The organism is Synechococcus sp. MIT S9452, from assembly GCF_047304245.1.
Lineage (GTDB): Bacteria > Cyanobacteriota > Cyanobacteriia > PCC-6307 > Cyanobiaceae > RCC307.
In genome coordinates this window covers 360,324-383,559 of sequence record NZ_CP138956.1, presented here as the reverse complement: position 1 = coordinate 383,559, position 23,236 = coordinate 360,324, and the positions used below count along the sequence as shown (strand labels likewise).

Genomic DNA, 23,236 nt, shown 5'->3' with positions numbered 1-23,236 from the left:
TCAGGCCATGTCCCAGAAATCCCTGGTTATTTCCCCCTCGATTCTTTCAGCGGACTTTTCCAAGCTTGGAGAGGACGTGCGGGCGGTTGACCAGGCCGGCGCTGACTGGATTCACGTCGATGTGATGGATGGCCGCTTTGTGCCCAACATCACCATCGGTCCAATGATCGTTAAGGCCTTGCGGCCGGTAACCAGCAAGCCGCTGGATGTGCACTTGATGATTGTTGAGCCCGAGAAGTACGTCGAGGACTTCGCCAAAGCCGGCGCGGACATCATCAGTGTTCAAGTGGAGGCCTGCCCCCACCTGCACCGCAACCTGGCTCAGATCAAAGACCTGGGCAAAAAGGCCGGTGCTGTGCTGAACCCTGGCACCCCAATCGACACCCTCGAGTACTGCCTCGAACTGTGTGATCTGGTGTTGGTGATGAGCGTTAACCCTGGTTTTGGCGGCCAGAGCTTCATCGAAAATCAGGTCGACAAGATCCGCGACCTGCGCCGCATGTGCGACGAGCGCGGCCTAGACCCCTGGATTGAGGTGGACGGCGGCATCAAAGCTGGCAACGCTTGGAAGGTGATCGAGGCTGGCGCCAACGCCATTGTTTCCGGCTCAGGCGTGTTCAATCAACCCAGCTACGCCGAAGCCATCGAAGGCATTCGCAATAGCCGCCGACCTGAACTGGCAGCTGCTTGATCCTCACGGATTCGTTGAATTAAGCAAAGGGGCCGAAAGGCCCCTTTTTCATGCTCAATTAGCTGTCAAAAAACCAGCCATAGCTGTGCAAACCAATGCCCAGCAAATTCACGCCGATGTAGCAAACGCTGATCACAAACAAACCACTCACGGCCACCCAAGCCGGCCGGCGGCCCTGCCACCCACGGCTCAGACGGGTGTGTAAATAGGCGGCATACACCAGCCAGCAAATCAGGGCCCAGGTTTCCTTGGGGTCCCAGCTCCACCAGCTGCCCCAGGCTTCATTGGCCCACACAGCGCCGCTGATGATGCCCACGGTGAGCAACAAAAAGCCCACCGTGATCGTGCGGTAGCTGAGGTTGTCGAGCCGCTCGCTCAGGGCAATGGGGGCCGCCTCCAAAACCACAGTGCCGCCGTCGGTTTGCAGGCCAGCTTTTTGAAAACTGCCGCTGCCAATCGAACTGCTGCGCAGTTCCATGGCTTGGCCTGGCTGTGTGAACAGCACAGCAACTGATAACAGCGAGCCCACTAGCAAGGCGGCGTAGCTCATCATGATCACACTCACGTGCATCACCAGCCAGCTGGACCTGAGCGCTGGCACCAGCGGCGCCGCGTTTTGAAGCGTGTCGGGCAGGGCAAAGCTGGCGAAAGCCACACACACCAACGCCATCGGTGTGGTGGCGGCTGGAACAAGCGGCGAAGGCCAACTGCGTTCCACAAACAGCTGGGTGAATGTGCAACCCCAGGCCAAGAAGCACAGCGATTCATAGAGGTTGCTGATTGGGAAATGGCCCGAATCCAGCCAGCGCCACAGCAATTGGGCCGTGAGCAGCAAGTTCGCCGCCACCACCAATAGCTGCACCGCGCGGCTGGTGCTGGAGCGGGGTTCACCGCTGAGATTCCAAAACGCCAACGGCAAGGCCAGGAGCAACGCTCCAAAAGCAATCAGCCCAAGCAGCAGAACCGGATCGTTCAAAAGCCCTGTTATCACCATCCCAGGTTTAGGACATCCCAGCTGGGATCAGCGGCTCGCTTGCTTCAACAGCAATGCTCCGCCACCAAGGCCAATGAGAACCGGACTCCATGCCGAGACGAACGGAAGAAGCGTGCCCTTCACTCCAAGAGAACTGAAGACAAACATCAACAAGTAGTACATGAAGATCAGCAGAACGCTGATGCCAAAACCCTGGCTCCGGCTGGTTCGAGAATTGGGACGGGCGCCGAGGCTGGCGCCAATCAAGCCGAACACGATGCAGATCGCAGGGAACGAGAACTTCTCCTGAATACGAACCCTCATTTTTCGGGCCCCTTTGCCATCACCAGCAGCTTCCATGAGTTTCATGGCTTGCACGGCTTCGATCACCGTCATGCTGTTGGCGTCTTTAGGGAGCTCTGCCATCTGAATGGGACCGGGCCCAAATGGATAGGAGTAGGTCTCAAATTCAGCAGTTGTGGTTGACGGCTTTGCAATGCCAGAGATGGTTACGACTGAACCATTTCGAAAAGTCCATATACCTTTTTCTTCATCATAAGCTGCGGTTTTAGAACTAAGGATCTGCTTTTTTCCATGGCGACTCATGTCCAGCAAAGTAACGTTCTCCATATTTCCATCAATAAACTCTCTCGCATAAAATAATTGCGTTAAACGTTCTTTTTTCTGAGGAGGTCCATGGGTGATATAGCCATAACGGGGATAGATAATGTTGGATCCACGTTCAGAATCAATGCTGCGACCAATGGATTTGTACATGGTCACGTAAGCAGCCCGATTAGCTGGTGGAACGATCAAATCATTGAATAAAAAGGTCAACCCACTCATCAACCCGGCGATCACCAAAGCAGGAACAACAAAGCGGTGGGTTGCCACTCCAATGCTTCGCAGGGCTGTGAGCTCACTTCCTCCTGACAAACGGCTGTAGGCCAAGAGCGTGGCCATCAGTGTTGCCATTGGGAATGACAGCACCAAGAAGCCCGGCAAGCGGAGCAGCAACACCTTGATCGCAATGGAGAGTGGCAATCCAGCCTCCGCCACTTTGCGAACAAGCTCGAACAGAACGCCAACCGAGAGCGTGACTGCGGTGAATGCAGCAACACCAAACAGCAGCGGGCCAAGCAGTTCCCCTAAAAGCCAGCGATCCATCAAGGGCACACGCTGCCATTGACGTAGTGCTTTGGTTTGACCGCGCCGAAACAATTCAGCTGAATCTTGCAATACAGATGTTGGAGAAAGTGTCATAAGCGAAAGTCCTCCCCGAGATAACTGCGTTTCACCTGAACGTCAGAAGCAAGTTCAGCAGCAGTACCCGCCGCCAAAATCCGTCCATCAGTCAAGATATAGGCATGATTGGTGATACTCAACGTCTCTCTGACGTTGTGATCGGTGATGAACATTCCAACACCTCGATCTTTGAGATAGCCAATTAATTTCTGCAAGTCATTCACCGCCAATGGGTCAACGCCCGCGAAGGGTTCATCCAGCAGTAGATAACGAGGTCCATTGACTCCCACCGCCAGGGCGCGAGCCACTTCCGTACGCCGGCGTTCTCCGCCAGAGAGTTGAAAGCCCTTGCGATATAGAAAGCGCTCGAGTTGAAAATCCTCAATCAATTCATCCAAGCGCTCACGCCGCAGGTGGGCTGGGAAGCCGCTTTCTTGCATGGCCAGCAAGAGATTGTCGCGAACACTCAAATTGCGGAAAACACTTGGCTCCTGTGGCAGGTAGCCGATGCCTTGGCGGGAGCGCTCCGGCATGGTGAGTCCACTAATGGACATACCGTCGAGCATCACATCACCCTGATCAGGCTGAAGCATGCCCGTCACGAGGTTGAAGGTGGTGGTTTTGCCCGCGCCGTTGGGGCCCAACAAACCAACAACCTCACCAGGCTGAAGCTCAAGCGTGACGCCCTGGACCACAGGCCGGCCGCCCAAGCTCAGGTGAACACTCTGAAGCTGCAGACTCATGGAGCAGCCTCCACAGGAGCTGTTCGCTGAAGCTTGAATTTGCTGAACACCTGATCCTCAGTCGCCGGATCAGCGATCAAGCGGTCTTCGAGAACCAAATAAGTGACGCGCTCAGCGTTGAGGCGGTTCCCACCATCCTGCGTGACTTCCACATCCCCGATCAGGATGATTCGCTCCTCTTTGGTGAAGTACTGAGCCTGGCGAGCCGTGGCTTGCACTTGCTTCACCGGGTAGGTGATCCGCACATTGCCTGTGGCTGTGACGATACCGGTGACATTGTCAGCCTGCTGCAGGTCCGACTCCACTGTGACCAGCCCAGAAGGTTCCTCAGCGCTGATCGGCGCCGTTGGCACGACCATGCCATCAGCACCTGGGCTGAGCTGTTCGCTGACAGGGATGTTTTGAGCGAGAGCCGGGGCTCCACTTCCGAGGACGATCAGTGCCAGAGGTAGCCAGGCATTCATGGGGTTCTGGAACCTCAGGGAATGTGAGTGTACGGAAGTCATTTGCTCAGATCAAAAACCAAACGGGGGCATGGGTGATCAGAGGCGAGGCGGTCGGGGTCTTGCAGTTGCTGCTGCAGCTGGCGGCAAGGCTCCAGCACAGCAGCCGCTTGCCAGCCTGGCGGTGAGGCTTGCGAGCGCATCAAGCGGCCAGTGCCTTCGCCCAGAAGAATCGCAGCACCGTTGAGGTTGTCGCGTCCAAGGTGAACCATGGCCACGGCCACCTGCACGGCCCCTTGCAGCCAACGACGCTCGGGCTCGGCCGTGTCATGCCAGAGCTCTTCAAAAACATCGTGAGCGGCGTACCACTCACCAACATTGAAGAGCTCAACACCGCGGCTGAAGCGGGGATCGCGGAATGGATCCAATCTCAGCGCTTGGCCTTCTTCTTAGACGGCAACTTGCGCAGGCGGATCGATTCGGGGGTCACCTCGAGCATTTCATCGGGTCCGATGTACTCCAGGGCCCGCTCCAGGGTCATCTGAATAGGAGACTGCAGGGTGTCGAGCTCTTCTGCGCCAGCTGAGCGCATGTTGGTGAGCTGCTTGGCCTTGCAGACATTGATCTCCAGATCCTGTGGACGGTTGTTTTCGCCAATGATCATGCCCTTGTAGACCTTGGTGCCCGGGCTGATGAAGAACTGACCACGGTCTTCGGCGTTCTTGAGGGCATAGAAGGTGGCGGTGCCTTCCTCAAAGGAGATCAACACACCATTGCGGCGGGTGTCGAAGTCGCCCTGCATCTTGCGGTATTCCAAGAACGAGTGGCTCATGATTCCTTCGCCGCGGGTGGCGCGGATGAAGTCACCACGGAAACCAATCAAGCCCCTGGAGGGCACCACAAATTCCATCTGGGTGCGGCCGTCCTCGCCGTTCTCCATGTTCTGCATCTCCCCCTTTCGGGTTCCCAGCCGCTCAATGCAGCTCCCCACAGCGGCCTCAGGAACATCCAGTACCAAGGTTTCGAAGGGCTCACAGGGGGTGCCATCGATGGTGCGGAAGATCACTTGCGGCTGCGACACCTGGAATTCGTAGCCCTCACGGCGCATGGTCTCGATCAAGATGCCGAGGTGAAGTTCGCCGCGTCCGCTAACCGCAAAGCGGTCGGGGGAATCGGTGTCTTCGACACGCAGGGCCACGTTGGTGAGCAGCTCCTTCTGCAAGCGATCACGCACCTGTCGGCTGGTCACGAACTTGCCTTCTTTACCGGCAAATGGCGAGTCGTTGATGACAAAGGTCATCTGCAGGGTGGGCTCATCCACCTTGATCAGGGGGAGCGCTTCAGGGTTGTCCGGGCAAGCAACCGTTTCACCGATGTTCACCTCATCGAAACCAGCAATCGCAACGAGATCGCCAGCATGAGCTTCCTCTACTTCCACCCGTTGCAGGCCCTGGAAGCCCAGCAATTTGGAGATGCGGCCGCGCTTGATGCTGCCGTCGTCTTTGATCAATGCCGCCTGCTGGCCAGCTTTTATCGAGCCGTTGTGGATCTTGCCGATCACGATGCGGCCCAGGAAGTCCGAATAGTCGAGGGTCGTCACCTGCAGCTGCAGCGGTTTGGTGACATCACCAACCGGCGGCGGAACATGGCGCAGGATCGCGTCGAACAGCGGACGCATGTCCTCGCTGTCGGTGGCCATATCGGGCTTGGCAAAACCACCGAGGCCACTGCCAAAGAGATAGGGGAAGTCGCACTGGTCGTCATCGGCGCCGAGCTCGATGAACAGATCGAGCACCTTGCTGACGGCCACTTCGGGATCAGCCCGGGGTCGGTCGATCTTGTTAACGAACACGATCGGGCGCAGGCCTTTTTCCAGGGCCTTCTTCAGCACGAAGCGGGTTTGGGGCATAGGCCCCTCGTTGGCATCAACGATCAGCAAACAGCCATCCACCATGCCGAGCACTCGCTCGACCTCACCGCCGAAGTCAGCGTGACCAGGGGTATCAACGATGTTGATGCGGGTGTCTTGGTAATCAACAGCGGTGTTCTTCGACAGGATCGTGATGCCTCGCTCACGCTCCAGGTCGTTGGAGTCCAACACGCAGGTGGGCACGGCCTCGCCTTCGCGGAAGATGCCCGACTGGGCCAGCAGGGCATCCACCAGGGTGGTTTTGCCATGGTCAACGTGGGCGATGATCGCAATGTTGCGAATCGCGGCGCGCGTAGTGCTGGCGCTCATTGGGGTTAGATCCTGGTAACGGCCGCTCCGGCTCAGAATGAGACAAGCGGTGGAGTGTGAGACTTTATCGTCTCGCGGAACGTTGGAAACGCTGAGACGCCTCAAACTGCTTTAAAGCGTCTGCTGAACCCTCATAACGCCAGTGCCAGGGCTCATAACTGACCCCCTGAGCGTTCCCTCGGGGGAACGACATCGTGAAGTGGAAGCGATGGGCATTGCGCTTCAACCACTGGAATGAGGGGGTCTCCTCAAAGCTTTCTTCAAAGTCGCTACGGGGGCGATCGGCGTCGCCGACGTCGATGGCAAACCCAGTGCTGTGCTCGGAATACCCAGGCGGGGCACTCACCTTGGCCCGCTCAAGAGCGGTTTGATTGCGTTCAGCCTTGATGTCGAAAAAGATCTCGCGCTGGAGCTCAATGGAGCGGAAGGTGCTGAGCACAATCAGATCCACCCCATCAGCAGCTGCGGCGCGGCTCATGCGCTTGTATGCAGCAGCTGCATCAGGCTGCATTTGGAAGCCAGGGATGAGCTCAACGAGCTGATCAGCTAGGGCTTCGGGATAGGGGAAATGTCCGAGCAGGCGGCCAAAACGATCGGGTTTGGCGTCGATGCCCTCCACCAGTCCGGCAGGGGGCATCCAGCGCTCCAACAGCTGCTCCTGCAACAGGAATAACGCGGCCAATCCACCCCCCAAAGCCAGGCTGACGCTGAGCACCACAGGGCCAATGGGGAAGGGCCTCGGGCTCTTCGAGGCTTGCTGGCGCCGCGCTACAGGCAGTTCCTCACGGGTGCGCAGCATCGAAGCCAAGCGTTTCGAATTGTCAGATCCTAGTCGCAGGAATGGATTTCACCAGCATTCAACCGGCTTGCAGTGTTAGTTTCAAAGAACTGTCTGTGCCCAACCGGGTTCTCAGGAATGTTGCGTGTTGCCGTTGTCGGCGGGGGGCCCAGTGGCTCCTGTGCTGCTGAAGTTTTGGCGAAAGCAGGAATTCAAACCTGGATCTTTGAGCGCAAGCTCGACAACGCCAAGCCCTGCGGTGGCGCCATCCCGCTCTGCATGGTCGAGGAGTTCGACCTGCCCGAGGACATCATCGACCGCAAAGTCCGCAACATGCGGATGATCTCCCCCTCCAACCGTGAAGTGGAGATCAACCTGGATAACGAGAACGAATACATCGGTATGTGCCGCCGGGAGGTGATGGATTCCTTCCTGCGCAACCGCGCCGCTGACCTCGGGGCTGTCCTTATTAATGGCCTCGTCACCAAGATCGAGACAGGAGCCAAGCGCCAGGGCCCTTACACCCTCCAGTACACCGATTACAGCGATGGCGCTGCCACCGGAACCGCCAAGATCCTTGAGGTGGATCTGATCATTGGCGCTGATGGTGCCAATAGCCGTGTCGCCAAAGCCATGGATGCCGGCGACTACAACGTGGCCATCGCCTTCCAAGAGCGGATCAAACTTCCGGCCGAGGAGATGAGCTACTACGAGAACTTGGCCGAGATGTACGTCGGTACTGATGTCTCGCCTGACTTCTACGCCTGGGTGTTCCCTAAATACGACCACGTGGCTGTCGGCACCGGCACCATGCAGGAAAACCAAGCCCTGATCAAGGATCTGCAAGTTGGCATCCGTCAGCGAGCCCGCAAGCGCTTGATCAAAGGGGAAGTGATCAAGGTGGAAGCCCATCCGATTCCTGAGCACCCGCGCCCCCGCCGCGTGGTCGGCGGGATGGCGCTGGTGGGCGATGCCGCCGGCTATGTGACCAAGAGCTCAGGCGAAGGGATTTACTTCGCGGCCAAAAGCGGGCGCATGTGCGCCGAAGAAATCGTTGCTGCCAGCCGCGGCGGTGAGCGCGTTCCCACTGAGAAGGATCTCAAGGTCTACCTGCGCAAATGGGACCGCAAATACGGCGCCACCTACAAGGTGCTGGAACTGCTGCAAAACATCTTCTACCGCAACGATGCTGCCCGCGAAGCCTTCGTTGAGATGTGCGATGACAAGGATGTTCAGCGACTCACCTTCGACAGCTACCTCTACAAGCGGGTGGTGACGATGAATCCCTGGCAGCAGCTGAAACTCACCTTCCTCACCGTTGGTGCTGTACTGCGCGGCAACGCCTTGGCACCAGGCAGCTACAAGGCGGTGCCCAGTGCTGTGCGAAGCGAAGACGAAGCCGACCGCTTGCTAGCAGAAGGCGGCATCCGCGGCGGCTTGAAGGCAGGCCGCGAAGCAGCTGCACAAGCCAAATCCAAAGCGGAGTCCCCAGCTGAAGCCCAAGCCCCAAGCGAAAAGCGCGACGTGGTGCTCAGCCGCTAATCGCGGCGAAATCAGCCAACACCGCCGCCTGGTTGCCCAACACGGCCAGCAGGTTCAGGCGGTTGCGACGGATGGCCATGTCATCAGCCATCACCATCACGCTCGTGTCGCCATCAAAGAAGGCCGCGAGGGTGCTGCTACTGGCGGCCAGGGCCTCACACAGCTTCGAATAACGATCAGCTCCCTGCTGGCCCACGATGCCTGCGAGTTGATCGACAACCTTGAGCATGGCGGCTTCGCTGGGCTGCTCGAACAGCGAGGCATCCACCACCCCAGCGCTGCTGAGCACATCAGCCTCCAAATCGCCTTTTTCGGCCAGGCGAACAGCCCGTTGCACCACCGCTTGCACTGGAGCCAGCTCCCCAGCTGAGCGCAATTGTTCCAGCAGGCGCAGCCGATCGAGCGCATCGAGTGGATCGCGCAGCAGGCGCTGATTGGCGCTCTGGGGCGTCACGGCCTGCACCAAATCCACGGATTCCCCCTGCTCTTCCAGTTGGCTGATCAGGCGCTGGCGCAGGAACTCCAGCAAATCGGCCTGCAGCTCGGAGGCATCAATCGCAAAACCAGGCAAGAGCTCAGCCCAGTGGGCGCAGGCCTGCTGCAACAGATCCTGCAAATCAAGGCGCCACTGACGCTCCCAGAGGATCTGCAAGACGCCATTGCCGGCGCGGCGCAGCGCATAGGGATCTGAGGAGCCGCTGGGCCGCTGACCTTTGGCAAAGATGCTGAGCAGGAGCTCCAAGCGCTCCGCCAGGGCCACCACAGCTCCGGCATCAGAGCTGGGCAATACGTCATCAGCGCCCCGGGGCAAGTAGTGCTCTTGCACCGCCAAGGCCACCGATGCTGGTTCACCTTCAGCCAGCAGGTATTTGCCCCCCATCAAACCCTGCAGTTCTGGGAACTCACCCACCATCTGGCTCACCAGATCGTGTTTGCAGAGGTGGGCGGCGCGACAGGCATCGGCTTGTGCTGCAGCATCAAGGGCCATAGAGCGGCCAAAGGTTTGAGCCAGCCACTCCAGGCGCTCACAACGGTCCAGCAAGCTGCCCAGCCCTTCAGCAAAGGTGACCCGGCTCAATTGAGCGCGCCGCTGCTCACTAGCCACAGCGAGATCGGCATCCAAAAAGAAGGCCGCATCAGCCAATCGCGCCTTCAGCACCCGCTCATTGCCGCGGCGGATGGAGTCTTGAGCCCCATCGAGGCCATTGCCAATGCAGAGGAATTGGGGCAGCAAGCAACCGCGTGCCTGCAGGCTGAGCGGATCCACCTCAGCGCTGCGGCGATAGAGCGGCACATAACGCTGATGGCTGCGCATCACCGTGCTGAGCACCTCAGCGGGAAGATCCAAAGACCCATCCTCGATGGAACCCTCAATCAAGCTGGGACGCTCCACCAGATCGGTGAGTTCCTCCAGCAGCTCATCGGGGAGATCAGCGCGAGCATCCCGCTTGCTGGCCCCAGCCTCAATGGCGTCAGCGATCAGCTGGCGTCGCTGCTGGCGGTCCACCATCACACCGGCACTGGCTAAACAGTCGCCATAAGCCGAGGCAGCTGGAATCGAGACCTCTGCTGCCACCAAGCGGTGGCCAGAACTGGTGCGCCCAGACTGCACAGGCGGATCGCTGCCCTCCAAGCTGAGCTCCACCACCTGCTCATCCAGCAGGGCCACAAGCCAGCGAATCGGCCGTGAAAAGCGGCGCTCGCCAGCGCCCCAACGCATGAAACGGCGGCCTTGCAGCGCCGCAATCCAGCCCGGGATGAGCTCAGCAAGCAGATCGGAGGCCTCGCGGCCCTTTTCCAGCACAGAGGCAAACACGAAGGGCCCTTTAGGGGTCTCGCGGATGTCCAGCTCTTCAGGCTTGAGTCCGCAGCGCTGGGCAAAGCCAATCGCTGCCTTGGTGGGCACGCCATCTTGGAAGGCTTGGGCAGCAGGGGGGCCCTTGCGATCTTCTTGAAGATCGCTGGCTGATGGCGCCAAACCATCGATGCAAACAGCGATCCGGCGTGGTGTGCTGGTACAGCTGAGCCCCTCACAGGCCAGGCGCTGCTCACTGAGATCACGGCGCACCATCGGCTCCAGCTGAGCCAACACCTGAGCGGCGAAATCAGCGGGCAATTCCTCGGTGCCGATTTCGAGCAGGAAGCTGGCCACAGAAGCTTTACGAGCAGGTTGTGACTTTATGAATCCGCCGACCCCCTCCATTGCCTAGGGTCGAATTAACTCTGTACGCCGCTGCTGCATCAATCGTGACGATTGCGCCCGAAGGGAAGAAAACGACTGAGCGCAGCAAGTTCGAACAGCTCAAGGTCGATAGCGGCTATTTGCGCGAACCTCTAGCCACCGAGCTGGAAAATGATCTGCCGTATTTCACCGACGATGCGGTTCAGATCCTCAAGTTTCACGGCAGCTATCAACAGGACAACCGCGACAACCGGCGCAAAGGCGAATCCAAAGATTGGGGAATGATGCTGCGCTTGCGCAGCCCGGGAGGACGGATCCCAGCCCAGCTTTATTTAGCCCTCGACGATCTCTCCAATCAATACGGAAACGGCAGCATCCGGGCCACAACGCGCCAGGCCTTCCAACTGCACGGGATCCCCAAAGACGATCTACGCACCGTGGTGGGCACGATCGTGCGCAACATGGGCTCCACCCTGGCGGCCTGCGGTGATATCAACCGCAATGTGATGGCACCGGCGGCGCCTTTCCAGCAGCACGGCTACCCCGTGGCCCGGCGTCTGGCCGATGACATTGCCGATCTGCTGGCACCCAAAGCCGCTGCTGGCGTGTATCTCGAGCTCTGGGTGGATGGCGAGAAGCGCTACAAAATTCGCCCGTCCGTGCTGGCCAGCCGGATCAAAAAGCAACAGCGACAGGGTGAGGTGTTCAGCGGCAACAGCGATGAGCCGCTCTACGGCGACACCTTCATGCCGCGCAAATTCAAGGTGGCTGTCACGGTTCCGGGGGATAACTCCGTTGATCTGCTCACCCAAGACGTGGGCCTGGTGGCCTTCACCGACATGGGCGGGCGGCTACGCGGTTGCAACGTCTACGTCGGTGGCGGGATGGGCCGCACCCACAACAAAGAAGAAACCTTTGCCCGCGCAGCCGATTGCCTCGGCTACATCAAAGGCACTGACGTGTTGCCATTGGTGCAAGCCGTGGTGGCGCTGCAGCGTGACCATGGCGACCGCAAGGTGCGGCGTCACGCCCGCATGAAATATCTGCTGCACGACAACGGCATTGACTGGTTCCGCCAGGAGATCAGCCGTTATTTCACCGGTGAGATCAAGCCAGCCCGGACAGAACAAACCCCCGAGCTGCTGGATTACCTCGGCTGGCATCAGCAGGGTGATGGGCTGTGGTTTGTGGGCCTGCCATTGCTCTGCGGCCGCCTGGAAGGTGAGCTCAAAGCGCAGATGCGCCAGCTGGTGGAGACCTACAAACCTGAGATCCGCCTCACCCCCAATCAGGACCTCTTGCTCTGCAACATCGCCAAGAACCAAAAGCAGGAGATCAGCGAGCAACTCGAAGCCATGGGTTGGGGTGATCCATCCAGCACCTCCCTGCTCAGCCGCCACGCCATCGCTTGCCCCGCGCTACCCACCTGCGGATTGGCCGTTACCGAATCCGAGCGCATCCTTCCCCATGTGTTGGCTCGCCTGGAAACACTGCTGGATGAACTCAAGATCGACTCACCAATCCTGGTGCGCATGACCGGCTGCCCCAATGGCTGCGCCCGTCCCTACATGGCTGAACTCGCCATGGTGGGCAGTGGGGTTGAGCAATACCAGCTCTGGCTTGGAGGCAGTCCTGGATTAACCCGCTTGGCACGACCGGTGCTGCAAAAAATGCCGCTGGCCGAGATGGAATCCACCCTGCGCCCGCTGCTCATCGAGTGGCAAGAGCAGGCTCCCAAGCAAAGCTTCGGCGACTACTGCCATTCACTCGGTGATCAACTCGAGGCGGCGCTTCAAGCCTGAGGGGTGCGGCCGTAAATGGCGCAAGGGGCCCCGCTGCTCCAAGCCCAAAGCTGATCGCCCCAGCTGAAGTGCCACCACTCGTTGGGGTGCCGAACAAAGCCAGCCGATGTCATGGCGCGATGCAATCGGCAGCGCCGCTGGTGGAAGATCGCCTCGGCGGAGGCTGGCTCGGCATCAGCGAAGTGATCGGGATGGCCAATGGCTCCCACCGCATCGATCTCACCGCCCATCTCCAGGGGCACGCCATCGGGGGTGGCCAAGGTGAGATCCACGGCAGCACCGGTGCTGTGGGGTGGAGGTGTGGTGGGATCGGCGCTTGGCTCAGCCCACAAGGCCAGCACTTGCTCTTCGGTAACTCCAGGCTGCGCGCGGGTGTGATCCACCATGAATTGCTGCACGGCCAGGGGCCGGAAGGCATCAAAGATCAGGAATTGCAGGGGCTCGCTGTGATCCCGCAACACCTGCTGCGCTTGCAGCAGGCGCTCCAACACCCTCTGGCGCAACTGAAACGGATCACTGCCAGCTGGATAGGGAGCACCAAGGGCTTGGTAGGGATGGGGCTGCCAGCGCAACAACGCAGGGGATAACGGCAGCAACGGCTCACCGTTGTCGACGATTGGGATCGGATGCCACGGACGGCCCATCAGTTCAGGCGAGCCGATGCGGTGAGGCTGCGGCGCTGGGCTTCCAAGCACTGCGCCAAGTGTGGATGCTGCTCCAAGGTTGGATCGGCATCGAGGATCGCTTGAGCCGTTTGCCGCGCTTCATCGAGCACCGCTCCATCGTCGCTGAGGCTGGCAAGGGCCAAATCAGGCAATCCCGATTGGCGGGTTCCCAGCACTTCACCGGGGCCCCGCAGGCGCAGATCCATCTCAGCAATTTCAAAGCCATCGTTGCTGCGGGCCAGCACCTCCAGGCGTTGTTTGGCCACCACCGAGCTGCTGTCATTCACCAACAGGCAATGGGAGGCGGCCGCTCCCCGGCCAACACGGCCGCGCAACTGGTGCAACTGGGACAAACCAAAGCGTTCGGCGTGATCGATCAACATCACCGTGGCGTTGGGAACATCCACGCCAACCTCCACAACCGTTGTCGAGACCAACAGTTGCGTCTCCCCGCGGCTGAAGGCCTCAATCGCCTGCTGTTTGTCGGCGCTGCTGAGCCGGCCATGCAGAAGTCCCACTTGCAAATCAGGAAACACCTCCTGCTGCAGCCGGCTGTGCTCATCAACGGCCGAACGCAAATCCAACTTTTCAGACTCCTGCACCAGCGGCAACACCACATAGGCCTGACGGCCTTCGTTGATTTGCTCGCGAATCAGCTGATCGGCCTTGGGGCGCTGGGCGGAAGTCAACACAGCGGTCTTGATCGGTTGGCGCCCGGGCGGCAATGCATCAATTTGGCTGACATCCAAATCGCCATGGATGGAGAGCGCCAGGGTGCGGGGGATCGGCGTGGCGGTCATCGTTAGCAAATGGGGCTGCAAGCCTTTGCTGAGCAGGCGATTGCGCTGGCCGACGCCAAAGCGGTGTTGTTCATCCACAACCACCAAGCCCAAACGGGCGAAATCAACCGGGTCCTCCAGCACCGCGTGGGTGCCCACCAGGAGGTGCAACTGGCCATTGGCCAAGTCCTGCAGCAAGGCGCGGCGTTGCTTCGCCGGCGTGGAGCCGGTCAGTAGCGCCACATTGACGTGCAGCTGCGGCATCCATTCGCAGAGCTTGGCGTAGTGCTGCTGGGCCAGCACTTCGGTGGGCGCCATAAACGCCCCCTGCAAACCCGCATCGATGGCCGCCAAGAGGGCTGCGATCGCTACCACCGTCTTGCCGCTGCCCACATCCCCTTGCACCAGCCGGGCCATGGGCTTGGGCTGGCCCATATCGGAGAGCAACTCGCTCAGCACCCGCTCTTGAGCGCCGGTCAATTGAAAAGGCAGCAGGGCACGAAAGGCCTCGAGCCGTTCACCCACGGCCGCAGCCGGCAGTGCTGGTGCCTGACGCTGGCGGTACTGCAACCGCCGCTGGGCCAGGTTCAGCTGCAGCAGTAGAAACTCGTCAAACACCAACCGCCTGCGGCAAGCATCGAGATGCTCCCGGTTGCTGGGTTGATGAATTCCGCTGCGGGCATCGGCCTTGGCCACCAACTTGAGCTGTTGGCGCCAGGGTTCTGGCAAGGGGTCTGGCCCTGGGCGAACCGCTGCTAGCGCCGCTGCCACAGCTTGGCGGAGCCGTTCGGCAGTTAACCCCTCGGTGAGGGCATAGATCGGCACCAATCGGCCGATTTCAGGCGATTGCACCCTGCTGGCCGGTCCTTCCAACACCTCAAGCAGGGGGTCATGCAGGCTGATGCCAAAGCGGTTTTCCTTGACCAGGCCACTGGCAGCGATCGTGGCGCCCGGTGGGTACAAGCGCTGCTGTTGATGCAACCAGCCAGGGGAGGTGAAACGCTTGCCCGCCATGAACTTGCTGATCCGCAGCCGGCCGCTGGGGTCTTGCAATTGCAATTCCAAGATCGCCAGGTTGGGGTTTTTGGGGCTGGCGAAGGCGTGAACCCGGCGCACCGTGGCAACCACCGTGGCGGTTTCGCCTGGAACCAAGGCTTGGATCCGCACCAGACGCGAGTAATCGACGTAATCGCGCGGGTAGTAGCCGATCAAATCCTCGAGACAAAACAGGCCCAGCTGCGCCAGGCGACTAGCGAGCTTGGGGCCAATTCCCTTGAGCTCTGAGAGCGGCAGATCAGCCGTGCTGCGGCCAGCTCTCGTTGGCGTGCTGGAGTCTGGGAGCCGCAGACGCGGCGGGGAGAGCGGCGCTGGTGGATCAAGCTGACGGCGCAATTGATGCAAGTGCTGACGCAGCTGCGTCACCAGGTAGCGGCGCTGAGCTGTGGAAGCCTCGGAGTAGCGGGAAAACTGAGCGGCAAACGGCGCCAGCTGCTGACACTCCTGCGCAGGCAATTGCGATGACGGAGAGCGGCACTGCTGCTCCATAAAGGCGCTAAAGCGCGACCGCTGACCCTGGAGATCTTGGAAACCCGCGTCAGCTTCCAGGCTGAGGCTGCGCTGCAGCTGACGCAGCCAGCGATCCAGCTCCGCAGTCAGCGGAGCTGGGCTCAGATCTGGGGTTGCGCGGTGGGGTTGTTGTCCTGCGACCACAGCTGTTGCGCCTGCAGAACGGCGAGCCGTTGCTGCCAGTGCTGAATGCGACGCTCCATTTTGCGCAGATTGTCATCGAGCTTGTGCAATGCATTGCGCAGGTCGCGCAAGTGGGGCAGCGCGTGCTCCAGTTCCGAGACACGGATCAACAACCCGTTGAGCTGCAACTCATGGCTTGTCAGGCCATCGGGCATGGGTAGCCGCACCGTCAACACGTTGGGGGCGACGCCCTGTTGCTCCACCTGGCCGGCTAATGAGGCATCCAGCAGGGTAAGGGGCATCAGGCTTTGGCACAGGCCACTGCGCAGCAGTTCCACATTGATGGCGTGGCTGAGGTTGCGAAGTCGCCGCTGCAGCGCCTGATCCCATACCCCAAGCCACACGCGCAACTGCTGTGGATCGCGCGGCAAGGGAAATGGGCTGGTGAGCGGATCATCTGCACTCAGGGATGAACCCAAGAGGCTGCCATTGGCCATTTGCCGCAGCCAATTCAAGGCCTGCTCGTGATCCTGTGGTTGAGATGACTCCTCCTCATCCACCAACCCAGCAGGATCAGAAGACAGGGTGGAACAGAACTGCGCTGGGTCAAAGTTGCCCAGCAATGACGGCGACTCGAGGCTGAATTGCAGCCCGGCTCCAGGATCAGGATCAGCAGCGGCCATCAGTGGCTCCACCGAGCCATCGGCCGGGGCCGGCTCATGGGCTTCTGGTTCGGCCATGTCATCGGCGCTCAACAGGCGACTGCCGAGCTGCGCCAGTTGCTCAACGGTCAGCAGCGAACTGCAGCGTTGGGTGAGATGCAGCAAGCGTTCGCGCATGACCTGGCGCTGCTGCTCAGCCATGGCGTTGAACGCCTCGGGCTGGAGCTTGGTGCAGAGGTGAAACACCGCCTGCAGCAGTTGATGGGGCAACTCATGGCGCAGTTGCTCGAGGTAGTCCTGCAGCAAGCTGTAGAGCTTGATGGCAGCCCGTTCACTCAGAGCGTCGAGCGCGTCAAGTTCTTGACGCGCCTGTTCGGCGGTTGCCCCCTCCGAGGAGTTCAAGCAGTCATAGCGGCCACTTCTGCCGCGAAGTCCTCTTGCTTCACTTCAATGCCTTCACCCAGGGTGTAGCGGGTGAAGCGCCGCACTTGGATGTTTTCGCCGATCTTGCCGGCCAGCTGCTTGACCATCTCGGCCACCGAGAGGGAGCTGTCTTTGATGAAAGGCTGCTCCAGCAGGGCCAGTTCCTTGAGGCGCTTGTTGACGCGGCCTTCAACGATCTTGGCCTTCATGGCCTCGGGCTTGTTGCCCAGGTCATCGCGCCCCATCTCAATGTTGGTTTCGCGCTCTTTGACATCAGCCGGGATGTCATCGGTGGTCACGAACTCAACGTTGGGGCAGGCCGCAATTTGCATGGCCACGTTGCGCACCAGCTCTTGGAACGCGTCACCGCGGGCCACGAAGTCGGTTTCGCAGTTCACTTCCACCAAAACGCCCACGCGGGCGCCGGTGTGGATGTAGCTGCCAACGGCGCCTTCAGCGGCGGTGCGACCGGATTTCTTCTCAGCTGAAGCAATGCCCTTCTGACGCAGCCACTCGGTGGCTTTGGTGAGATCGCCAGAGGACTCATTGAGAGCCTTCTTGCAGTCCATCATCCCCGCACCGGTTTGGTCGCGGAGCTCCTTGACGAGCTTGGCGGAAATCTCGGCCATGACGGGGTGCGGGGAAGTGAAAAGCGGGGGGAGTGTAAACAGCGGGGGAGGGCCTTAGCCCTCATCCCCCTGGTCGTTCGAGCCGTGGCGACCTTCGTTGATGCCGTCAGCCAAACGTCCAATGATCAGCTGCACCGAACGCACAGCGTCGTCATTGCAGGGGATCGGCACGTCGCAGAGGTCGGGATCGCAGTTGGTATCCAGCATCGACACCACAGGGATGTCGAGCTTCTGACATTCCAGAACAGCGTTGTATTCGCGCTTCTGGTCGATCAGCACCACCACATCGGGCAGGCGGCGCATGTTCTTCAGACCGCCCAGATACTTCTGCAGACGATCCAGCTCGCGACGCAGAACCGAGGCCTCCTTCTTGGGACGCATCGCAATCGCACCGGAGCTCTCCATGCGCTCGAGGTCCTTGAGACGCTCGATGCGGGCGCGCATGGTGCTCCAGTTGGTGAGCATGCCGCCCAACCAGCGCTGGTTCACATAGCTGGCGCCGCAACGGCTGGCCTCCAGGGCCACCACCTCAGCGGCTTGCTTTTTGGTGCCGACAAAGAGGAAGCGCTTGCCGCTGCGAGCAGCACTGCGCACCCACTTGTAGGCGTTGTTCATGCAGACGGCGGTCTGCACCAAATCGATGATGTGGACGCCGTTGCGAGCGCAGTGGATGTACCGCTGCATCTTCGGATTCCAGCGGCGGGTTTGGTGCCCAAAGTGGGCACCGGCCTCCATCATTTCGGAGAGCGTGACAACTGCCATGTTGTTGGGGTTTCGGGTTGGCCACCACCCGCCAGGGAGGACGGCCCAAATCGGCCAATGTCCTCACCCGAAACGTGCGGGTGTGCGGTTTTGAAGGGACGTCCCAACCTATCAGGCCGTGTCCTGGCCTGGGTTCAGGCGATTCCAGCGGCCTGCGCTTCGCGCTGCATGGCCACCACACTGATGCGATTGAGCGGCAAGCGCAGCAGCTCCATCGCCACGCCCGGGTGACCGCGGCGGATTAACCAGGCCAGCAAGGGCCGCAAGCTGCGCTCATTGAGCAAGCCACCCAAGGTGAGCAGCTCCCAAAGCAGCCGGTGCCAGATGGTGAATTGAATGATGAAACGCACCCGCCGGGTGGGGTGCTTCCGGTAAAACACCAGCCCCATCTTGGCCCGCTCCCGCTCTTTGCGAACCAGCTCGGGAACCTGCTCCAAGTTGAGCGGAGGGTGCCAGTGGTAGCCGGCGGCCGCAGGGCAGCGCACCAACCGCACGCCCATGCGGCGAAGGCGCTCGCCGAGTTCCAGGTCTTCCCAGCCATAGAGCTGGAAGGAGGGATCAAATAACCCTGATTCCTGAAGCACCGTCTTATCGATGGCCACATTGCCCGTGGCGAAGTACGCCCACGACAGATCACTGAGTTTGTGGGGTTCGCTCTCGGGGGATTCGAAGTTGTGGGTATTGATCACCGCCCCATAGGTGAAGCAAAGGCGATTGCCATCCCGCTGCCAGGCTTGGCGCAGCGAATGCACGTGATGCCGCAAAAACTCCGGCACCACCACCAAATCACTATCGATAAAAATGATCACCTCGCCTTTGGCGTGATCAACGCCAAGGTTGCGGCCGATGGCGGGGCCGCCATGTTCCTGGCAGATCAAGCGGACATGGGGCAGTGCTGCTGCCTCCCGTTCAATCCACTCGACGGTGCCGTCGGTGGAGCCGTCATCCACCAAGACCACCTCAAACGAATCACCGGGATCCAGGGGCTGCTGGGCTTCTAGGGCCCTTAGGCACTGCTGCAGGATCGGCAGGCGGTTGTAGGTGGGAATAACAACGCTGACGAGCACAGCTGGATCCAAGGTGCTCCCATGATCGCTGATGCGTTCAGCGGGCATGGGCCGCAAAGCAATAAAAAGCCCTGATCAACCAAAAGCTGATCAGGGTTGGTGATGAATTTGGGTTAGCTCAGCGAACTAATCAGTCGGCAGCGCCGCCATTGTTGGCCGTGCCAGTCACGCCGTTACCAGCACCTTCGCCGCGACCATCGCCACGCAGCTTGCGCTTTTTGAACTTACGGGCGTAGGCGCGGTTGCGTTCTTGCTTCTCGCGTTTCAGGTTGCGGCGCTTGGCCATAAATCGATCAAGCCTGGAAAATCTCCTCTCACCTTACCCGGCAGGCATCGAAGCCACCCTGTTCTCAATCAAGCGGCCGTCTTCCATGGCCAGCAGGCGATCAGCCAGATCAAGAATCCGTGGATCATGGGTCACCATCAGCACACCGCAACCCTGCTCACGGGCTAGCCGTTGCAAGAGCTCCACAATTTCACGGCCGGTGCGGCCATCGAGGGCTGCGGTGGGCTCGTCAGCCAGTAGCAAGCGGGGGCGGGCCGCCAAGGCCCGGGCGATGGCCACACGTTGCTTTTGTCCGCCCGACAGATCATGGGGCACCTTGCTGAGTTGATCCCCCAAGCCCACAGCGCGGAGCCATTCGCGGGCTTGACCGCGCCTTTGGCCGTAACTGAGGCCCGGCAGAAGATCGGCTCCCATCTGCACGTTTTGCTCAGCGGTAAGGCAGCGCAAGAGGTTGTGCCCTTGAAAGATCATGCCGATGCGTTGCCGCAGCCGGCGCCGCTCGCCACGGCCAGCCTGGGCCAAGGGCACCCCCAGCACTTGCAGCTGACCGTGTTGCAAGCTGCGCAGCGCTCCCACCAGGGTGAGCAGGGTTGTTTTGCCGCAGCCAGAAGGTCCCGTGAGCAGCACCACCTCCCCGGGATCCACCCGGAAGTTGATGTCCTGCAAAACCTCACGGCGCATCGAACCGGTGCCGTAGCTGTGGCTGACGTTGGTGGCAACGATGGGAGCTGGATCCGCCATTAGAGCCATTAGAAGATCTCAGCGGGATCAGCGTCCGCCAGTTTGCGCATGGCCACCAGGGCCGAGCCCAAACACATCACCAAAATCATGCTGAACACCAGCACAGCCCGTTGCAGAGACATGCCAACCGGCAACTGGGTGGAGCCACGAATCAGGGCATACAACCCCTCGCCTGCCGCATAGGCCGGCACATACCCCACCAAGGCCAACATCAAGCCTTCACGGACCACCACAGCAAGCAGATCCCGCAGGGGATATCCCATCGCCATCAAGGTGGCGTACTCCGGCAGATGGTCACTCACATCGCCGTAGAGGATCTGATAAACGATCACACAACCCACCACAAAGCCCATGGCAGCTCCGAGGCTGAAGATGAATCCAATGGCTGTGCTGCTGCGCCAATAGTTCTTTTCGAACTCAATGAACGCCTTCTTGCTGAAGACGGTCACGTCATTGGGAAGCCAAGCGCGAAGTCGTTCAGCAACGGCGTCTGGATCAGTACCATCGTGCAGGCGAATCAAACCAAGCTCAATGCTGCCGCGAGCGGTGGAGGGCAGCAGCGAGCGGAAGGTTTCACGGCTGGTGATCAGGTTGCCGTCAGCACCAAACGAGGGGCCCAACTCCACCAGACCCGAGACCCGCACCCGCTGGCCCGCCACCTCACTTTCCACCACTTGGCCGGCATTGAAGCGCTCAGCCACAGGGCCGAATTCAGGCCTTGAGCGCGAATCAAACAAGACGCGGCCCTTCTGGCGCAGGCTGGCCGATTGATCAGCCACCATCGAATCGACAAACAGGGCGTCATCCGGCTCAAACCCCAGGGCCAAAAGGGAGCGGGTTGAGCGGGTCTCGGGATTGCGCCACAACACAAAATTCCAGTGCACCGGGCTGACGCTCTCAACCTCCGGCTCCGCCATGGTTTGGATCAGCCGCCGCTCAGGAAAACCGGCCATGCTGATGGAGCTCATCGAGCGCGGGCTCATCAACACCAGGTCGGCATCAAACAGCCGATGAATCGTGACGCTGGCGTCGAACAGACCATCACGAAAGCCCAGCTGCATGAACATCAAGATCCCGGCGAAGCTGATGCCGGCCAGAGCAATCAGCAGCCGCACTGGTTGACGACTCAGCAGCAACCAAGCCAAGGGAACGCCGCGTCGGCGCCACAGCGCTCGAATCATGGCTGCAGCCGGCCAATCAGCTTCAGACCAGTGAGCTGACGCACGCGCCGCGCATCCGCCGGATCAAGGGTGACGTGCACCTCCACCACGCGGGCATCGGTATCAGCTGTGGGATCGGTGCTGAGCACATCACGCTGCTGAACCAGCGGGTCAATGCGACGCACGCGGCCTTGAAGCTCGCCATCGAAGCCACCGTTTTCGCTCTGCAAGAGCACGCGCTGGCCAACACGCACCCGGCCAATATCGCTCTCATAGACCTCCAAGACCGCTTCCATCTGATCGCTGCGGCCGATGGACAGCACGCCATCAGAGCTAGGGCGCTCACCCGGGCGAGCAAAGATTTCGAGCACCGTTCCACTGAAGGGGGCCACCAGCTCACCATCGGGCAACTTGATGCGCTGACGCTGCAGCTGAGCTTTGGCCTTGCGCAGCTCTTGCTCGAGGCTGAGCAATTTCAAACGACGTATATCGAGAATTTCCGCCGAGATGGCACCACTTGAAAGCAGGTTCTGATAACGAAGAACCTCCTCCTGCAGAAGCTTTTGTCGCTGCTCCAAAGTATCGATCGTGGCTTTGGCCACCTCGAAGTCAGCCAGCTGGTCGGGGTAGGTGTCGAATTGAGCCAGAACCTGGCCCGCCTCGACGCGATCACCCTCCTCCACCAGCAAGGTTTCAACCCGCGGCGATGCCCCCATCGCACCGGAGGGGGCATCCAGCCGGCGCACATTGCCAGCTGGATTCAACCGGCCAAGGGCAGAGACACCACGGGGTTGGGGCGACTGAGCGCTGACTGGAGCGGCCATCGGCTCGGGCTGTGGGCGCGAGCGCCAGCTCCACACCGCCACAACAGCGACGGTTCCCAACAGCGCCGAAAGGAGCACCAAGCCACGACGACCGCTGATGGGAGGCACCAAGGTCACGGATCGCAGGGGGCTGGTGGGTCGTCGAAGAGCAGATTCTGGATGTAGTTATCTGCCCACTGTGGATCGAAGGCCACTTCGAGAACGCGCCTGGTCTTGTCGTTGCGGCGTTGTTGAGCGCAGTAATGCTGCTGTTTCTTCCAGCGCTGTTGCACAGCATCACTGCTGGCTGGTTCTGGCGTTGCTGCTCTCACCGCCTGCAAAAAAATGCGGTGAAAGGCCAGCAGATCACCCTCAAACCAACGCTCTTCTTCGGCAGTGGTGAGACGGGCGAACAAGACCTGTTTCGAGAAGATCGAGCCCCAAGCGGGCACCTCCCGGCGCTCGCTGTAGGGACGCTGTGGCAAGGCCTCCAACGCCTCAATCAGATCAGGCTGCAAGCACTCCCCAGTGGGAGAGAGATCAACAATTGCCGCTGACACCCCAGCAGGACCAGCCACCACATCAGCGCCAAACAACGGCAGGTTGTAGCGAGGGTCAGGAAACAGAACGCAATGGAGGATGTCCAACCGAGCTCCCACCTGGGCCGTTTCCAGGTGCATCTTGCGCAGCCCAGGGCAACACATCAGCTGGTTATCGATGGCCATGGCATCGCCTTCGAGCTCACCACGGATCTCCGCCAAGCCTGCTGGCAAGGCCAAGGTCTGCAGTTCCACCAGCTCCTGCCAGGCTCCCCTGAGGCCCGAGGCGATGACCGGGATCAGGGGATGAAAAGCGCGCAAGCAGGCGGCCAACGGAGCAGCCCAACACCCTAGATGGCGCAGACCCAAGGCGGGATCGCCATAGTGAGTAGA

22 protein-coding genes are annotated in these 23,236 nt (G+C 60.3%); 3 read left to right on the top strand and 19 right to left on the bottom strand.

Annotated elements, in window-relative coordinates; all coding sequences use genetic code 11:
- The first annotated feature begins 7 nt into the window (after positions 1 to 7).
- The gene (rpe, locus tag SIB46_RS01960) at positions 8 to 691 is read left to right on the top strand and encodes a ribulose-phosphate 3-epimerase (protein ID WP_413296879.1); all 684 of its coding nucleotides are present in this window, start codon (positions 8 to 10) and stop codon (positions 689 to 691) included.
- Positions 692 to 749: 58 nt separating this feature from the next.
- On the opposite strand, the gene ccsB is transcribed toward rpe, so the two are convergent.
- From ccsB to SIB46_RS01925, 7 genes are all read right to left on the bottom strand, one after another.
- Positions 750 to 1,685, bottom strand: coding sequence for a c-type cytochrome biogenesis protein CcsB (gene ccsB / locus SIB46_RS01955; RefSeq protein ID WP_413296878.1), 936 nt, complete (start codon positions 1,683 to 1,685; stop codon positions 750 to 752).
- Between the two features lie 27 nt (positions 1,686 to 1,712).
- Complete coding sequence (locus SIB46_RS01950; protein WP_413296877.1) at positions 1,713 to 2,927, bottom strand: LptF/LptG family permease; 1,215 nt, start codon at positions 2,925 to 2,927, stop codon at positions 1,713 to 1,715.
- Positions 2,924 to 3,652 (bottom strand): LPS export ABC transporter ATP-binding protein, encoded by a 729-nt coding sequence (lptB, locus tag SIB46_RS01945; protein ID WP_413296876.1) that lies wholly within the window; start codon positions 3,650 to 3,652, stop codon positions 2,924 to 2,926. The genes SIB46_RS01950 and lptB overlap by 4 nt, the downstream gene beginning before the upstream one ends.
- Complete coding sequence (locus SIB46_RS01940) at positions 3,649 to 4,116, bottom strand: LptA/OstA family protein (RefSeq protein WP_413296875.1); 468 nt, start codon at positions 4,114 to 4,116, stop codon at positions 3,649 to 3,651. Before SIB46_RS01940 ends, lptB begins: the two co-directional genes overlap by 4 nt.
- A 38-nt stretch (positions 4,117 to 4,154) precedes the next feature.
- Complete coding sequence (locus tag SIB46_RS01935) at positions 4,155 to 4,523, bottom strand: DUF309 domain-containing protein (protein ID WP_413296874.1); 369 nt, start codon at positions 4,521 to 4,523, stop codon at positions 4,155 to 4,157.
- A 2-nt stretch (positions 4,524 to 4,525) separates the two neighbouring features.
- Positions 4,526 to 6,334 carry a translational GTPase TypA gene (gene typA / locus SIB46_RS01930; RefSeq protein ID WP_413296873.1) on the bottom strand — a complete coding sequence of 603 codons (1,809 nt, stop codon included), beginning with the start codon at positions 6,332 to 6,334 and terminating at the stop codon, positions 4,526 to 4,528.
- A 64-nt stretch (positions 6,335 to 6,398) separates the two neighbouring features.
- The gene (locus tag SIB46_RS01925) at positions 6,399 to 7,133 is read right to left on the bottom strand and encodes a D-alanyl-D-alanine carboxypeptidase family protein (RefSeq protein ID WP_413296872.1); all 735 of its coding nucleotides are present in this window, start codon (positions 7,131 to 7,133) and stop codon (positions 6,399 to 6,401) included.
- A 117-nt stretch (positions 7,134 to 7,250) separates the two neighbouring features.
- Here SIB46_RS01925 and chlP point away from each other — a divergent pair, with 117 nt between their 5' ends.
- On the top strand, positions 7,251 to 8,654 hold the full coding sequence (gene chlP, locus SIB46_RS01920) for a geranylgeranyl reductase (protein ID WP_413296871.1): 1,404 nt from the start codon (positions 7,251 to 7,253) through the stop codon (positions 8,652 to 8,654).
- Here the strand turns inward: chlP and glyS are convergent.
- Positions 8,644 to 10,857, bottom strand: coding sequence for a glycine--tRNA ligase subunit beta (glyS, locus tag SIB46_RS01915; RefSeq protein WP_413296870.1), 2,214 nt, complete (start codon positions 10,855 to 10,857; stop codon positions 8,644 to 8,646). The genes chlP and glyS overlap by 11 nt on opposite strands.
- A gap of 44 nt (positions 10,858 to 10,901) precedes the next feature.
- Here glyS and SIB46_RS01910 point away from each other — a divergent pair, with 44 nt between their 5' ends.
- Positions 10,902 to 12,638 carry an NADPH-dependent assimilatory sulfite reductase hemoprotein subunit gene (locus SIB46_RS01910; RefSeq protein ID WP_413296869.1) on the top strand — a complete coding sequence of 579 codons (1,737 nt, stop codon included), beginning with the start codon at positions 10,902 to 10,904 and terminating at the stop codon, positions 12,636 to 12,638.
- Here SIB46_RS01910 and SIB46_RS01905 read toward each other — a convergent pair.
- The 11 genes from SIB46_RS01905 to SIB46_RS01855 form a co-directional block, all read right to left on the bottom strand.
- Positions 12,629 to 13,282 (bottom strand): M15 family metallopeptidase, encoded by a 654-nt coding sequence (locus tag SIB46_RS01905; protein WP_413296868.1) that lies wholly within the window; start codon positions 13,280 to 13,282, stop codon positions 12,629 to 12,631. The two genes, SIB46_RS01910 and SIB46_RS01905, sit on opposite strands and share 10 nt — an antisense overlap.
- Positions 13,282 to 15,792 (bottom strand): ATP-dependent DNA helicase RecG, encoded by a 2,511-nt coding sequence (gene recG, locus SIB46_RS01900; protein ID WP_413296867.1) that lies wholly within the window; start codon positions 15,790 to 15,792, stop codon positions 13,282 to 13,284. Before recG ends, SIB46_RS01905 begins: the two co-directional genes overlap by 1 nt.
- A complete protein-coding gene (locus tag SIB46_RS01895; RefSeq protein WP_413296865.1) occupies positions 15,750 to 16,835 on the bottom strand; it encodes a hypothetical protein in 1,086 nt (361 codons plus the stop codon). Before SIB46_RS01895 ends, recG begins: the two co-directional genes overlap by 43 nt.
- Complete coding sequence (gene tsf, locus SIB46_RS01890; protein WP_413296864.1) at positions 16,832 to 17,485, bottom strand: translation elongation factor Ts; 654 nt, start codon at positions 17,483 to 17,485, stop codon at positions 16,832 to 16,834. Before tsf ends, SIB46_RS01895 begins: the two co-directional genes overlap by 4 nt.
- Before the next feature lie 54 nt (positions 17,486 to 17,539).
- Positions 17,540 to 18,247 (bottom strand): 30S ribosomal protein S2, encoded by a 708-nt coding sequence (gene rpsB, locus SIB46_RS01885; RefSeq protein WP_413296863.1) that lies wholly within the window; start codon positions 18,245 to 18,247, stop codon positions 17,540 to 17,542.
- 134 nt (positions 18,248 to 18,381) lie between these two features.
- Positions 18,382 to 19,314: a glycosyltransferase family 2 protein gene (locus tag SIB46_RS01880; protein ID WP_413297684.1), complete on the bottom strand. Its 933-nt coding sequence runs from the start codon at positions 19,312 to 19,314 to the stop codon at positions 18,382 to 18,384.
- Between the two features lie 130 nt (positions 19,315 to 19,444).
- Positions 19,445 to 19,600, bottom strand: coding sequence for a hypothetical protein (locus tag SIB46_RS01875; protein WP_011935697.1), 156 nt, complete (start codon positions 19,598 to 19,600; stop codon positions 19,445 to 19,447).
- A gap of 33 nt (positions 19,601 to 19,633) precedes the next feature.
- Positions 19,634 to 20,341 carry an ATP-binding cassette domain-containing protein gene (locus tag SIB46_RS01870; protein WP_413296862.1) on the bottom strand — a complete coding sequence of 236 codons (708 nt, stop codon included), beginning with the start codon at positions 20,339 to 20,341 and terminating at the stop codon, positions 19,634 to 19,636.
- Between the two features lie 8 nt (positions 20,342 to 20,349).
- The gene (gene devC / locus SIB46_RS01865) at positions 20,350 to 21,522 is read right to left on the bottom strand and encodes an ABC transporter permease DevC (protein ID WP_413296861.1); all 1,173 of its coding nucleotides are present in this window, start codon (positions 21,520 to 21,522) and stop codon (positions 20,350 to 20,352) included.
- A complete protein-coding gene (locus SIB46_RS01860) occupies positions 21,519 to 22,442 on the bottom strand; it encodes an efflux RND transporter periplasmic adaptor subunit (protein WP_413296860.1) in 924 nt (307 codons plus the stop codon). Before SIB46_RS01860 ends, devC begins: the two co-directional genes overlap by 4 nt.
- Positions 22,439 to 23,176: a phycocyanobilin:ferredoxin oxidoreductase gene (locus SIB46_RS01855; protein ID WP_413296859.1), complete on the bottom strand. Its 738-nt coding sequence runs from the start codon at positions 23,174 to 23,176 to the stop codon at positions 22,439 to 22,441. Before SIB46_RS01855 ends, SIB46_RS01860 begins: the two co-directional genes overlap by 4 nt.
- Between the last annotated feature and the right edge of the window lie 60 nt (positions 23,177 to 23,236).